At 64.8% G+C, this 15,610-nt stretch carries 4 protein-coding genes and 1 pseudogene; all 5 read left to right on the forward strand.

Annotation, left to right across the window (positions count from 1 at the left end; translation table 11 throughout):
- The first annotated feature begins 61 nt into the window (after nucleotides 1–61).
- Nucleotides 62–2,431: a hypothetical protein gene (locus RDV64_RS08965; RefSeq protein WP_309198930.1), complete on the forward strand. Its 2,370-nt coding sequence runs from the start codon at nucleotides 62–64 to the stop codon at nucleotides 2,429–2,431.
- Complete coding sequence (locus tag RDV64_RS08970) at nucleotides 2,419–12,492, forward strand: hypothetical protein (protein WP_309198931.1); 10,074 nt, start codon at nucleotides 2,419–2,421, stop codon at nucleotides 12,490–12,492. Before RDV64_RS08965 ends, RDV64_RS08970 begins: the two co-directional genes overlap by 13 nt.
- 97 nt (nucleotides 12,493–12,589) lie before the next feature.
- A complete protein-coding gene (locus RDV64_RS08975; protein ID WP_309198932.1) occupies nucleotides 12,590–13,729 on the forward strand; it encodes a M35 family metallo-endopeptidase in 1,140 nt (379 codons plus the stop codon).
- Between the two features lie 67 nt (nucleotides 13,730–13,796).
- Nucleotides 13,797–14,273, forward strand: coding sequence for a hypothetical protein (locus tag RDV64_RS08980; RefSeq protein ID WP_309198933.1), 477 nt, complete (start codon nucleotides 13,797–13,799; stop codon nucleotides 14,271–14,273).
- Between the two features lie 384 nt (nucleotides 14,274–14,657).
- Nucleotides 14,658–15,586 (forward strand): annotated as a pseudogene (locus tag RDV64_RS08985) (IS3 family transposase); the annotation flags it as partial.
- Nucleotides 15,587–15,610: the final 24 nt, after the last annotated feature.

A 15,610-nucleotide genomic window follows, 5' to 3' on the forward strand; every position in this document is an offset into this window, starting at 1 on the left:
GTAGGCGCGGCACCAACGCGCGTCCATTCCTGTAGTCCTGCAGCACATGTGGACGATTTTTATGGAGGTGCGTATGGTTATAAGTGTGCGGGGCCGCGTCCAGCTCCTGACGGTCGATGAACGGCCGACATGGTCCTCTTTGATACGCTTCGTGATGCAGAGTGTTAAGCTGCTCTGCTTCGCGGTGCTGGCAACACCAGCGATGGCGGAGCAAGTCGGGCTCGACGGGCCGAGCCTTTGTCCCGTTACGTACGCTGCGGCAGCCGAGCAGGGGCGCGACGCGGAGTCGTTCTTCGCCGCCCTTGCCGAGATCAACGGCTACGTCCATGGGCACCCGCTCCTCCGATTCAGGACCGGGAGCGCAAAGCTGAGCCTCGACCAACGCCGGTGCGTCGCGCAACTTGGCAGACTCTACGGGCGCATGCTGAAGAACACGCGGCTGTCGTCGAAGGACGCGGCACGAGCCCAGCTCCGCATGATCGGACATACAGACGGCGTCGGCCCCTCCGCAGCAAACGCTCCGCTGGGGCGCTCACGGGCTCGCACGGTGCGCAGGGTGTTCATCGATGCGGGTCGGAAAGAGTTGGGCTGGAGCCCACGCGTGAATGTCGAGGTGCGTCTTGACCGAGATCCGTGGTGGTGCGGCCGCGAGAAGCTCGGAACATGTCCGCTCGTCATCCGGGCCGGGCTGCCGGTTCCCGAACCCGAGCCAGGCAACCTCAACGACCGACGGGTGGAGATCGTCTTTCTGGGCGAGGCACTCGTCGGCGTGCGCGTACCGTTCGCGGAGTTTCCGACGGAGGAGAGCTATCCGGTGGCGCTGCGGCGCTCGGCGGAGCGAACGCGCCTCTATCCCGCGGGCTCGGCGCCGCTGCAGCCGCTGCGCATCGCGCTGGAGGACGTACAGACCCCCATCGACGGCGCCGGTGCTACCTCCACTGTTCCACTGATCGATCCCGAACGCGCGGCGGTCGGCGGCTGCCTGGCGCAACGCAGCACAACCGACCGCAAGTCGCTCGCGACACTCTGGACGAGGATGACCACGCTGCAGACAGAGCGACTGGCGATGGAGCGTGTACCGGTTAGCGGCATGGAGCAAAGGGAGGCCCAGGTGAGTGGACGCCTGCGCGCCCTGAGCGTGCTCGACGACGCCGGCGATCCGAAGCTGCTGCTGACGCTGGAACTTGCGACCTTCAATACCGGCCCTGTGGCGAGCGACGCCGAGGAAGCGCTGACCGAGGAAGCGCAGGTGCGGCTCCGCACGGCTCTGGGCCTCGGTATACCCAACTACTGGCCAATGCGACTACGGCTGGAGAAGTTCGTTCGATCGCTTCTCGCCAGGCCGACGTTGACAGGCGACCCGCGCTTCTTCGATGCGATCCGCGACTGTATTGCGCAACCACTGACGCGGGGAAGCGTCGAAGAGACGGAAGGGGCACTCGCTCGCATCATCTACCACGCAGCGATCGCGGCACTCCCTCGGGACTACGACGCGCTTCTGGGCGCGGAACACGACTTCAACCGCCGCATCGGGATGACCGGGCTGCGCCCCGGCATGCGGTTGCATATTCGCGGTGCGCAGCTTCTTTTTACTCGTGATTCTGGAAGTAGGTACAACCTCGCACTTCTCGGACCGGAGCGAATCGTAACCCTTTACCCGGGGCCGCTTGGCGTTGACACGGATACTGGCGCAGTGGGGTTTTCCGCACGTGGCAATGTGCAGAGTGTCTCGATGGACCCGCTGGTCGCTGGGCAACTGCGGGCGCGGGGGAGATGGACCGACGGGCCGAGTTTTGCGCCGCGTCCGCTGCCCGATGGAGAAGAAAAGGCGATTTACAATCTCGCAAATGCGGCGGTGATGGAGTGGCTGCTCCTGGAACGCGAATCCCGCGTATTCAATCCCATCCCAGATATTAGCGTGAATTCGCGAAACGACCTCGGCAAGGAGTACGCACCAGTCCCTGGCGACGACCCGCCCGGACAACCAGCAGTGACAAACTCCCGCGACACGGTCTTCTTTCTATCGACTTCTGGCGGACAGAACTTCGATCAGGTGCTGAATGGTTGGCGTCGGACGGTCGACGCCGGTACGGGTGGGACCGATCTTGGTCCGCTTGCCAACATCTGCGCTGAAGACACGGGGAAGGTGCTCAGGTGCGGCTTCCTCCGGCAGAACGTCACCGCGACCCCGCTGGTCCCGGCGAGGGTCGGCGGAAGCGACCTCTTTGCGCCAATCGACGGCCGGCTTTCGATCTACGCCCCCCGAGCGCTGAGCAATCGGTGCGCCGCCCCCGACGGCGAATTGGCGGGGGAGATCGTCATCAACAGGCTCAGCTCATCAATGCGCGCACCGGCCATCTACCAGCCGCGCGACTGCCGCCTTCTCGGCGTGCCCATCCTTGAAGGAGGTGACATCGAATGGTCCAATTGAATCGAGTCCGGTCGACGAGCCTCTTCGCCGTGGGCGGGGACGTCTCGGCCCCATTCGGCGTCGCGTTCTTCCCGGACGCCCCAAACCCTGCAGGCGACACGCTGACCGTTGACGATGCCGCCGTCCAAGCGGGTTTCTTTGCCATCTGGAGCGGTAACGCCCCGAGTGACGCTGGCCTCGCGTCCATCGAAACGCGTCTGGACCAGGCGCGCGACGCCGCGACCGTACTTCGCCGCGACACGCTTCACTTCTTCAGCGCGCCGGATTTTAGCGAACCCGCCGTCATTGCGACCTCCGAAGGAGATTCGAATTTTTTTCTCAAGGATGCGACGCTTGAACTGCGGACTACCAATGGGGAGATCCTCAAAGGTGCGCATTCCGTCAGCATTGGCAGGTCCCGGATCGCTGCCGAAGGTACCGCCCTCGTCTTGAAACCCATCCCGGGAGCGCAGCACCAACTGCGCTTTGGTGACAGCGATCGCCTCCCCGTCGCCCTTTTTTCGATTCCCCTCTCGGGACCGCACGCGGGCGCAGTGATCTGCGACACGGCGGCCCCACCGCCGCGGGTGTCGCGTAATGGCTTCTCCAACACGTTCACACAGCGAGGTGACTTGGTCGTCGACGACGACGGGGGCAAGTTCTACTCAATCAACCGAGTAGAGCGCCCCCCAATCGTTTCTGGCGACGCGACGGGCCGATCGGAGCTGTGTTTCTCCGCACGGTTCGACATTCTAGACGCTACCAATCCCGACCGGACCTGTTTCGAGCCCCGCGCGACCAAAGGGCCGCTGCTATCGGGATTCGCCGGCACCAACGGCCATATCTGGACGCTGACGCCTCGACCCGCCGAGGCGGATGCCGGTGGAATGCGGCGGGGCACGATGCCGCGCTTCGTCTACGTCCGGCGCCGCACATCCGAGACCATCGATGAAATACCGCGCTACGAGCGGGCGTTCCTAGCTCTCGAGGGCGACTTCGATGGCGGCCTCGCTCATCCCGTCGAGACAGCGAGCGACGCGACTTCGGAGGACGCCATCGCCGAGTTTCCGTTGGGGCCGCACGGCCTAGTCGTTGGCGAAGGAGCGCACGAATTCCTGATCGTGGGTCGGAGACCGCACGCCGATACGGCGGCGAAGACACGGCCCGTTGTGATGTTCCGTCGCGGCGGCGGCTACATAGCGCCATCGACCGACACGACGATCAGCACGAGCGCGCCCACGCTTGAGGCGCGCGACGCCACGACCGACGCGGCCTCGTGGATTGCCGTCACGGAAGCGCCTGAAGACGCGGTGACGGTGGCGGCAGCGCCTGCTGTATCGGAGCCACGAGACCTCCGCCGGATCGAAGGCGGGAGCGACGCGGCTGCCGCGGACACGCCCCTACGCCTGTTGCCCGACCCGGTGCTTCTAACCCCAAGGGACGAGGCCGGCCCGTCGCCGGACTTCACCCCCGGTCCGAACCGCTTCCTTCCGGCCGTGCCGCAGGACGTGCTCGGCAAGCGTGACGGTCGCCGCATCGATTCGGTTGCGGAACGGCTGGCGGTGATCCGGCGCGAGAGGCTGATCGCACAGCGGCCGCGCGATACCCTCCAGGGCGACACGCTCGCCACCGAGCCCGTGCGCAAGCGAACACCCAACGGCTTCGAGATCGAGGAGCAGGATGGGCGCATCGTCGCCGTCGTGCTGGGCCGGAGCCGGTCCGTCGACGGTCCCGTCAGTGGCTCCATTTCCCTGCGAGGCCGGGGAGTCGACGGCAAGCCGCAGCCGCTTGCAAGTCCCTTCGTGGACGCGTTGATCCGCAACGAATTGTTCATCGTTCTTAACGATCACCCCGCGCCGACGATTGCGAGTGGTGAGTCCGCGGTTCTCCAGGCGGACCTTGAGATCAGCGGATGGAATTTTCGGTTCGACTTCGGAGAACAGTGGGCAAGATACGAGGCGGAGCAGCAGAAACCGAAGCCGGAAGACCGCCTCAAGATCCAGCTCCCCTTCACTCTCATCAAGGTGTACGAAGGCAAATCCATATCGGAGCTGATCGAGGAGCCGGGACTGTGGACGTGGTCACAGCGCCTTCGGGCGAAGGCTTCCGGCGTTGATCCGGTCGCCAACGCTAAGGCGCAAATCAAAACGATGATTGACAGGGCGAAGACGCCCGGCAGCGATGGCAAGCTCGATCATCTATTCGCCACTTTCCGCCGGGCAGTCGATGATCCCTCATGGACCGGCGTCCTGCTTCTGGAAATGCCGATCGGGCTTGCCAATCTTCCTGAGCAGGTGTCCGGGTTGGCCAGCGGCATGGACACAAGCCGCCTCTTCGCCCATCACCTCGGAATCCCGATTCGTCGTCTTGGCAAGGCCGAAGACGAGCCGAACATGTTGTTCGCCGCAATCGAGTATGCGTCTACCGCAAGTGAGAAGCCGCAATACGACGAAAAGCTTGTCGCGGAGCCCTTCTCCGGCGGTCGCGAGCCTGCGGCGAATGGGGCGGACGACGCGTTCGCGATTCGCGTCGAAAGCCTGCGCGTCGGGTTCTCCAATGGCGCGTTGCAATCGTTCGAGTGCGATCTCAGGCTGAAGATCGGAAATTTCTTTCATGATACTGACATCAACGTCTTCGAGGTCGACAAGACCCAAGGGGAACTAGCTGTACAGGAGATAGCACTTAAGGGGCGCTTCACGCGGAGACGAGAAGGGGCAGATACATACGAGAGTTACGACTTCTTTTCCGATACTATCTTCAAGCTGAAGACGAACCGGCTTCCGCTCGTTTCCGGAGCGACGTTGCGACGGATCGGCTATGTAACGACCGTAAGTCAGGTTGATAACGTGCGAAGCGTCGCCTCGCGCTTCGACATCGACGGTGACCTTACATTCAAGGCCGTAAACTCGGTTGATTTCATCGACCTTGATTCGCTGGCATTCCGAAACCTCGGAATTGATCTGAGCTTCAAAGTTCCCGACACCGGCCGGGTTGGCCGGCCCAAGTTCCGCTTCTCACCCGGGGGCCTGCTTCTCGATTTCGATACCGCTAAATTGAAAGAGGGCGCACTCGGGATCCTGGGGTCATTCCCCTTGAAGTTCTCTGGTCTCGGCTGGCTGGAAGACGGCGTTACGCTCCCGCAACTCGGCTTCTTTCAGCTCGGCGGCATCGGTACTGCCGGCCGCGGCGCCTCGAGGTTCGTGTTGAACTTCGACCTCGACCTTGGCGCACTCGGGCATCTGGCCTCCACACTAGAAGCCCTCAAGATGAAGCTCGCCATCGGCTTCGGCATCGACAGCGGGAACAGCGGGGTCTGGGATTTCGGCTTTACGTTCGAAGGTTCGGGCGGACGCGGCCTCGACATCGGCCTCCAAGGCATTCTGAAACTGACTTGCGAAGCCTACGAGCTCAGGGAATTCAACAAGGACGGACAGACTTTCTGGGGCTTCGTTGGCGTCAACGCAAAGCTAATCGTGCTTGGCGAAGAACTGCCACCCGAAGGAACGACCGCCAACCTTTTTCTGTTCGTGGATCCGGGTAACCTCAGAGGCGCGCAGGATGTCGGATGGTTCCTTGGCGCGAGCGGTGGCGAGTTTGGCGTGGTCGAACTCGATGTCCTCGCCCTTGGCCAACGCGTCGATCCGCTCCCCGGACTCGGCGCTGTTGCCAGCACGCGCGACGCGCTCGCCAGCTTGAAGGACCTCAGCGCAAACGATCCTGAAAAAATCATCGAGTTGTTCAACGAGAACAAGATTGTCTTTGACAAAAATCGCGGATGGAGTATCGCGTTTAAGGGGACGATCTACAAGCTTGTCGAGCTTGGCTTCGTCATGAGAGACCCGGATCTAGCTGGGATCTTGTTCGACCTAAAGCTGCAGGAGGGGTCGGACGAAACGCTTTTTTCGATTGATATCCTGTACCGCAAGCTGACCGACGAGCTCGGCGTCTACGCTACTCTGATAACGCCTCCGCCAGCGCTGCGGCATATCGAAATGGGAGCGGTATCGATCACCTTGCCCTCGATCGGGCTTGAGATCTTCACCGATGGCGGCTTTACGATCGATCTCGGCTTCCCCGCTGGCAAGGATTTCTCCCGCTCCTTTGCGCTTAGCATACTGCCCTTCACCGGTGCCGGGGGATTTTACTTCCGGCGCGTCTCTGGTCCGGCGGCACGCTTTCTGCCGCGCCAGCTGCGGTACGACGCACCGGGCGGTCAAATATTGGAGGCCGAACCGATAGATCTGCGCTACGATCCGATCACCGAAGCCGAAGTGGCCTTCCGCGTCGGGATCGGCAAGGACTACAACTCCGGCCCACTCCGCGCAGGATTGTCGCTGACGGTCTACGCCTTTCTCGGCGGCGGCTTCGGCACACTCTTCAGCAGCGACCCCTTGACATTCCGCACGGGTGCGGCGCGGCGTTACATCGTCGTTGCCGGTGCCGTCGGCGTGATGGGCGAAGTCTACGGCTATGTCGACTTCGGCATCGTGCGTGCCGGCGTCTCGATACAGCTGTGGGTCGAGGTCGGCTTCCGATTGGAAACCGACCGTGCGACTCGCCTTCACTACGAGGTCGGCGTCCGGGTTCGTATCGTGATCGTGGTCGCCCGCATCAAGATCTTCGGCAAGCGGATTGAAATCAAGGCTTCCTTCGCCTTCGACACAACGCTGCGCTTCACCACGATGTTCGGTCGCTCCAACGACACCTACTACATCCGCTCGGATCAGTCTGCGTTCAGCGATGCGGCACAGATCGCCGGAGATGTCGACTGGACGCGCATTCCCCAACCGGCAGATTGGCTGCCGAACGGCGAGAAGCTGGCGATCGAGCTCATCTTGCAGCCCGACGTCACGCTGGCGGAATCACAAGGCGAATTTCACGCGCATGCCGTCATGATGCTTGCGGCGGTGCTTCCAAGGGTAAACGAGAACGTCTCGCCGATCGAGCGGCTGGTTCAGGGGATGACCCTCTGGGCGCTGAAGGCGGGCTTTGGAGGCGCCGACGCCACGACGGCCGAGGAGCTGACGGCGTTCGCGGAGTCCCTTGCGGGCGACGGCCTGGCCGCAGTGAAGGCGCGCCGGACCCGCTTGCCCGGGTTCGCGCAGCTCACGAGGTTCCTCGCAACCAACTTCGCGGCGACGCTCCGCCGGCCCGAGGACGACCCGGCTTCCGGCGATAGCGCGCCGGACGCTGCTCCGATGCCGTTCCCGCCGGGCCTGACGCTGAAGATCACGCGCGGCGGAACGGCGGAGGCCGAGCCGTACGATCCGTCAGCGTTCACCTTTGTCGATGACGACTATCGCGATGAGCTGGATGCCGCCTTCCGACGCTTTCAGCTTGCTCAGGGCGAGGACGACGAAGACGTCGCCCTCGACATGCTGGGCGACGGGCCGATCTCGCTGTGCGAGGCGCTGTTCGAAGAGTGGGCCGGGATGCTCATCCGTTCCGGCGTAGCTTGGCTGGCACACCGGGCCGACGAGTTGGCCCCGGAAGGTTCCGTCCGGTTGCAGCCCCTCCTTGACGCCCTCGTCGTCCGCGGCGAGAGCGACCGTCTTCGCAGCCCGGCTGCCGAGATCGCCGCCGTCACCGGGCGGTTCATGCTATACGGCCACCGCGCGCCCCAGCCAGGTTCGCCCGTCGGGCCTCTTCCGCCGCAGCTGCCTGCGCCCGACCGCGCGGACGACGCCACAACGCGTCCCGACGTGCGCTTCCACCAGCCGCTTTTCCTGCTTGCCGGTCTCCAGCTCCCCCTCTCGGGTATAGCGGCGCTGGCGCCGGTGGGCGGTGACGTCGGCGGCTGGCTGACCGTGCCGCCTGACCACGCCACGGATGTCGACGCGACCCTGGTCGAGGCGTATGTCGCCGCCGCTGCCGACGCGACGATCAAGGCCGTGCTCGAGGACGGCCCGCTTTATGTGGAGCGTCCCCGCTATGTCGCTGTTGCCTCCTACGAGCAGGCCTCGCGCCTGGCCGACGCCGACGTGTCCCCCGCGCCGAGGCTCTGGCGGTTCGGCGCGGAGGCGTTGGAGGTGCTCGACGGGGGGCGCGGCGCGGGCGACCCGCCGGGCCTGTTCCTGGCCGACCCGATGGACGCCGCCAAGCGAAGCTTCGAGAAGGTCGCGGGCGCGCTGTCGTCGGACCTGGCACCCGCAATCGTCGTCGACGTCGAGATCCGTCAGCTCGATCCGATCGCACCGAACGCCTTCGAGATCGGGGCCCTGCCCGAGGCGCTTCGCGTGCTGCTGGACCCCTTCGCCGAGGGCGCGGCGGGAGATGCGGACCGCCCCGGGCTGACGGGCTTGCGTCTCTACAAGCGAGACACGGAGGGCGCGAGCCTGCTGCCGATCGGCGGCGATACCGGGCTCGCGACGCTGATCCAGACGAACCTTTCGGTTGAACCGAAGCCGTTGGACGCCGCGGATGTTCTGGACGCCCAGGCTGACGATGACCCGGTGCCCGCGATGGCACAGAACGACAGGCCGCTCGATTTCCTGCGCTTGCTGCGCCGGGCTGCGACCGTCAACACCGGCGGCTACTACATTGCGTATCCCGGTGCGTCGGAGGAGCTGGACGAGTTATTCGAGCGTGGTGACGAACCGACCTTCGAAGAGGGGACGCGGATCGCACAGGTGCACGTGGTGGCGACGCTCGATCCGACCCACGCGCGCGCCCTGTTCTACGCCAATGCACTGCGCAGCGCGTTCGGGGCGGCGGAGGAACCGAGTGAGACGTCCATTCTCGCGTTCGGCGCCGGACCGACGCGCGAGCCACTGCACGAGCCCGGAGTTCTGCCGATCAAGGTGCGGCGCCCGATCGCGCCCGACATTGACGATACGGCCGATGCGCTCGGCAAGGAAATGGCGGAGGAGCTCGCAGCGCGTTTTTCGATGCTGGCGGTCGAGGTGGTGGTTCGCAACGCCGCCGGCGCGGAGATCGGCCGACAGCACGCGGACCAGGCCATCGCCTTCGGCCCGGACTTGCCCGAGACCGGTCCGACATTCGACGATCTGGCCGAGGATGACGACCTCGTGTACCGCGCGCCGATCCCGGTCACCCGGATCGCCGGCGTCTCCAACCCCTATGGCCTCGTGGGCGGCGGCACGATCTCACTCCGAGGTCTCTGGCGCGACATCTACGGCAACGCCTGGAAGGATGATGCCTTTTCCGAGATCAAGCGCACCATGCGCTACTCCGATCGTCTCGTCGGACTGGGCGACGTGCCGTTCATCTCCGTGGCCTTCTGGCCAGATGAAAAAACGCGCCGCCTGAAGCTCGGCGCCGTTGCCACTTTCGACGCTTTGCTGAGCCTCGACGGCAGAACGGGCGAAACGTCAGCGCCGGACGACGCTTGGCTGGCGTCGCGGCGCACCGAGCTGCGCCGCGCCGCGGCGTCTGTGACACGGGCAGCCGACCAGCTCGATGACGCCAACGTGACGCTGACATTTGTGTGCTCCCTGGCCACGCCAGAAGACGCGCCCGACGAGGCGGGAGTCGGCGTCGAAAAGCTGGCGTTCGTGAAGGTGCTGCGACGCGCGGCCGAGGTACTGGGCGATCTGAGCGCTGCGCATCCCGACGGGACAACACGGTCCGGCATAAAGCGAATGATCCGCCAGGCGGTGGAGCCGAACGCCGCAGCCCTTCAACACATCGAGGACATCGACCTGCCGCCGGTTCGCACCAACGTGTTCGTCGAGTTCGAGGCGATGCTTCGGACGGCGCGCGATTCGCCGACGGAACGGCCAGACCTCTACCCTGAGCATGAGGAGACGCCGACGGAGGTGTTCATCGCCGAGAATCGGATCGCCCCGAACCTTGAACGTCCGGGCACCGGAGCCGAGAAGGGCATGACGCCTTTCGCTCTGGGATCGGGCGATATGGCGGAGTTCCTGTGGGCGCTTGCTGCCGTCACGCCCGATCATCTCATCGCCATTGGTCACGGATCCACGCCGGGGCTCACGGAGAAGGCGATCTGGCTGGTCGCGCGAGACCCCGTCGACACGAAGCTTGGCGGGGAAGTCTATGCGGAAACGCCGATCTCGCTCGCGATCCCGCCGCTCGCGACGGCCGCCCGCAGCTATGTCTTCGGCGAGGAGAACCCGCTGGAGGTCTTTGTCGGTGGACCGACGGCGGAGGCGCAAACGCGCAACTTTCGTGACGTCGATGCCGACCACTATGGTCGCCTGGCGCTTTCGCTCATCGAGAGGCTGCTGGAACCGCGGATCGCGGCCGGCTTCGCAGGCACGGCCGTGGATCGGGCCGAACTGCGCGCTGCTCTCGACGGGCTGCTGGCCGCGAAGGAAGGGCTTGCGAACGAGTTCGCCGTGCGCGCCTCAGTGGTCCTGCAGGATCAGACCGCGGCGTACGACGGCCTCACTTCCGAGCGCCGAGAGGAGGTCGTGAACCGGCTCGCCGATCGGTTCAAGCGCGACCTGCGGACGGTCTACACACTGGAGAGCGCGCTGCTCTACCCCGATCCCGACACCGCGTCGCAGCTCGACGCCCATCCCGTGGCCCACGGCGTGGTGCACCGCGTCGGGCCCGAGGCCGTTACGCTCAGCGCATACAATCTGCCCTTCGCGGGACGCGGGGAGGCGACGGCGCGGGATCTCCTGGTCCTGTGCGAGGTGAACCCGAAGTTCGACGGCGCTCATCAAGCGTCGTACGCGCTGCCGAACCGCTTCGAGATCACGCATCTGCAGCGTCTCGCGCGGCCGAGCAGGGCCGACCGGCGCGATCGCTACCGCCCGACGGCGTGGCTACGGCTGGTGAGCGACACCGCCGCCCTCGCCATCACGCTGCCCACCGATGGCTTCATACCCGCGCCCGACCGCGGCCTCCCCCCGAAGCCGATCATCGACGCGGAGGGCTACACGGTCGGGGCTCTGGACGACACCGAGTCGCTGTCGAAACGCATCGACGCCACTCGGGCCTGGACATCGTGGCGCGAGATCGTCTGGACCTCGGAGAACGAAAACGACCGCCTGAAGACGGTCGTGATCTACGGGGCGCGGGAGCTGGAGGGCGATGCCGCGGACGTGATCGACGAGCCGCTGGACATGCGCCTGGTCCGCTTCGTTCTGGAGACCGATATCGTTTTGGAGGCGGCTGGCCGCGGCAACTTCGACGCGTTCAAGTACGCTGGCGCACGAGCCAGAAGCCTGTTCGATCGTGCGCCGTCGGACGTTGCGGCGACAAGCGACACGCTGGAAGCACCATCAGCCGGGCGCGACGAGGCAACCTTCAGCGAACCTGCCAACCCGCCCTTCGGCGTGCCGCACGTCAGGGCCGAGGACGTCAGTCTCACGCAGGCCGACCTCATCGCCTATGCTCACCCGAATGCTTTCCTTGGACTCGCCGACCGTGAGCCGGCGGAGGTGACGTCCAACGGCGAGCAGCCATTCGGCGACGGGCCCGGCGCCGGCGGCGGAAAGAGGCGGCGCATCGAGATGCGCGGTCTCGACATCATCCGCCACGCCAACGCGGAGACCGAACTTACCCAGACACGCAATACCCACATCAAGGGGCGACCGTTGCAGGAGCTCTTCATTTACCGCCTGCCGATCATCGCGTCCGGCGAGAAGGTCTCGCCGGTGCTCGATCGCCTGGTGGAGATCCATGTCGGTGCTTTCGACCCTGACGATGAGGCGTCGGCGCGGACAGCGATCGCCGCCCTTCTCCAGGCATTGCTGGCGGTCGACGCGGAGGCTTCCCCGCCAACGCCGGCCCCCGGCTACGTGCTCGATGTGGTGGTGGAGTACGAAAGCGGGCTGTTTGCCACGCCAGCACCGCGGGATGCCGGTCCTGACGGCGCGGCTCCCGACGGACTGCTCGACCGCGGCGGTCCGATCATCTCCATCCGCGTCGAGATCGACGGCACGCGCCTCGAGAACGCGGCCAACGCAATTGCCGAGGATGTCAGCCGATGGTTCCGCACCGAAAAGCCGGGTCGGCGTGGGGGCCTACCGATTGGCGCCGTCATCGTCGATGCGCGCCTCTTCGTGTCCCAGGGGCCCGAGGCAGGGCGCCGCATCCTGCGGCTGCGGCGCTGCCGGTTCGACTTTAATAAGCGAGGAGAAATGTAGCGCGGGCTTGGCCTACCCGGAGACGGAGATACTGATCTGGAGCGGTACCCGCTTACGGTGGATCTTTGCGGGGTTCTCGAATGGGCGGAAGTCACACTTGCGCGGGACCTCCGGCGGCGATTTAATATCCGAAGACCGTACTGGAGGCATGATGAATCTTTGTTTGAACAAAGACCGTTTTGGAATTTTCCGTTATGTGATGGCCGTGTCCGCAATTCTGATGACCGCGCCCGCGGCCATGGCGCTCGATGGGCCGGCGGTCAGGGTCACGCTCGAAGTGCCCGAGGTTGACGGGACCATCGCGCTGTCGTTCCGGATCACCAACGAGACCGACGGGCCGGTGCGCATCCTCGGCTGGGACACGCCACTCAACGGGCTCCAATCGGACATATTCCGCATCACCAACGCGGCACAGCTCGCACCCTATATCGGTCGCAAGTACAAGCGCGCGGCGCCTACGGACGCTGACTACTTCGTTCTTGAGCCGGGCGCCACGCGGTCGGCGACCGTCGACCTGACCGAGAGCTATGACATCTCGGCCGCAGGAACCTACAGTGTCGAATACGAAGCCAATCCGCTGCCGGTCACGGAGCGGTTGTCTAGGACCGATGAGAGCCTCGCCGGTGGCGCACGCCTTGAAAGCCGTCCGGCGCTGTTCCGGCTGACCACACCGCGACCGTTGTCCGAGATCGTGCTCGAGCAGTCGCTGGCCGCGCAGACCCCAGTCTTCCGCAATTGCTCCGCCGCGCGAAAATCCACCATCGGCGCGGCCCTCACGAAGGCGGACGAGATCACGCTCGAAGCTGAGAAAACTTTGCGCGACACGCCGGTCGCGGACAGGCCGAACAAGGCGCGGTACAAGACCTGGTTCGGGGTGTACGACACCGCACGGTACACGCGGGTTCTGGCCAACTTCAGCAAGATCTCGGAGACGACCCAATCAAAGACGATCACCTTCGACTGCGATTGCAACGACAGTGCGTTCGCCTATGTGTATCCGAACAGACCATACGAAGTCTGGCTTTGCAACGCATTCTGGTCGGCGAACACCTCGGGAACGGATTCGCAGTCCGGGACGATCGTTCACGAGCTGAGTCACTTCACGGTCGTGGCCGGGACCGACGATCACCAGTACGGGCATACTGACGCCAAGGCGCTAGCGATTTCGGATCCGGGCCGTGCAATCGACAATGCGGACAGTCATGAATACTACGCTGAGAACACGCCGGCTCAATAATCACCCACCCTCAAGACGTGGGCGGCGTCCGGCCGCGCTCTGGGCCGGGCTAGTGGCGGCCTTCGCCATGACCCCGACGTCGACACTCGCACAGGCGACCATGCTCACCTACGAGCTCAGCCTCGACTCGACCACGCTTTCCGCGTCTCACGTCGGGGTGCGGTTCTCTTTGCACAATCCGACCGCCGAGGTGGCATACGTGAACCCCCTCCAGACCCCGTTCGCAGAGCCGGCAGGGCGACCATTCGAGGTCGTTTGCGGTGGCGAATCCGTCTCGTATGTCGGGCGTATGATCAAGCGCGCACCGGCTCATCCGGATGAGTTCTTGAGGATCGATCCGGGCGGCAGCAGGAGCACGGAGGTCGATCTTGCCCAATCCTACGAGTTCTCCGGCGGCTCGGAGTGCGAGCTGAGTTTCGACGCTGGGCGGGTCGAGGTGCGATGGGCGGTGCCGGACCGGCCCGACCAGGCGCGTCCCTCTGCGGACGCCGCTCGCGGGGTCGGCAGCGGTGAGCCTCTGCGGTTCCGCCTGCCGACACCGTAGACCCAGCACGTCGTCGCCGCGCCGACCGGACGCTCCAGACCACATCCGGGTGCCGCCACATCGTGAGCGTTGGCGAGGCGCTGCTCGGGTGAACCTTGTCGAGGCGCTATCCACTGAGCATCCCTTGAAAACCGCCGCCAAGGGGCCGAGCTTCATCGAGTTGGTTTTCGACAGGCGTAGGGTTCGACGACCATCGCGTTCTTCGGCGTTGCCCCGCGTCGCCACGAATTGATCCCAAGTGCCTGTTGCTTCCAGCAAAGCAAATCAGGCAAGACCCGCTACTTCTAAACCGGGGCGCGAGCCGAACCGACGCCGCGAGTGGCGATGACGTTGCCCCCTGGAGTGTCCTCGGTCTGAACTGGACTCCGTCGGAAGGAGACGGAGATGAAGAAGAGCCGCTTCAGTGAGGAGCAGATCATCGCGGTGCTGAAGGAGCACGCGGCGGGGATTGGCGTTGCGGAGCTGTGCCGCAAGCACGGGATCAGTGATGCGACCTTCTACACGTGGCGCAAGCGCTACGGCGGCATGGAGGTTTCGGACGCCAAGCGGCTGAAGGCGCTGGAGGATGAGAACGCCCGCCTCAAAAAGCTCCTGGCCGAACAGTTGCTCGACGTGGCGACGCTGCGGGACGCTCTGGGAAAAAACTTCTGACGCCCGGCGCGCGGAGAGGCTTCGTGAGCTGGGCGATTGAGAAGAAGGGGTATTCCCAGCGGCGCGCCTGTGCGCTGATCGGGATGCATCCGAGGACCTACCGCTACCGGTCGCAGCGGCCGGATGATGCGGCGATGCGCGAACGGTTGAAGGCGCTGGCGAACGAGCGGCGCCGGTTCGGCTATCGCCGCCTCCACATCCTGCTGCGGCGCGAAGGCCTCGTGGTGAACCACAAGAAGCTGTTCCGCCTCTACCGCGAGGAAGGGCTGACGGTGCGGCGCCGTGGCGGGCGCAAACGTGCGATCGGAACGCGCGCACCGATGACGCTGCCGCAGGAGCCGAACCAGCGCTGGAGCCTCGACTTCGTCTCCGATCAGCTGAGCGATGGCCGGCGCTTCCGCGTCCTCGTCGTGGTCGACGACTTCACCCGCGAGTGCCTGGCGCTGGTCGTCGACACGTCCTTGTCGGGTGCTCGGGTGGCCCGTGAGCTTGACGGCCTCATCTATCAGCGGGGCAAGCCGCTGATGGTCGTCAGTGACAACGGCACGGAGCTGACGTCCCGTGCGATCCTCGAATGGAAGGAGAACCGCCGCATCGAGTGGCATTACATCGCACCAGGCAAGCCGATGCAGAACGGCTTCGTGGAGAGCCTGAACGGCCGGTGACCTGCCCCGGTATTTTCGGAC

This window comes from Acuticoccus sp. MNP-M23 (assembly GCF_031195445.1).
Lineage (GTDB): Bacteria > Pseudomonadota > Alphaproteobacteria > Rhizobiales > Amorphaceae > Acuticoccus.

Coding starts and splice junctions, on each gene's coding strand:
- RDV64_RS08980 (WP_309198933.1), top strand. CDS start 13,797: ATGACCCCGACGTCGACACTCGCACAGGCGACCATGCTCACCTACGAG.
- RDV64_RS08970 (WP_309198931.1), top strand. CDS start 2,419: ATGGTCCAATTGAATCGAGTCCGGTCGACGAGCCTCTTCGCCGTGGGC.
- RDV64_RS08965 (WP_309198930.1), top strand. CDS start 62: ATGGAGGTGCGTATGGTTATAAGTGTGCGGGGCCGCGTCCAGCTCCTG.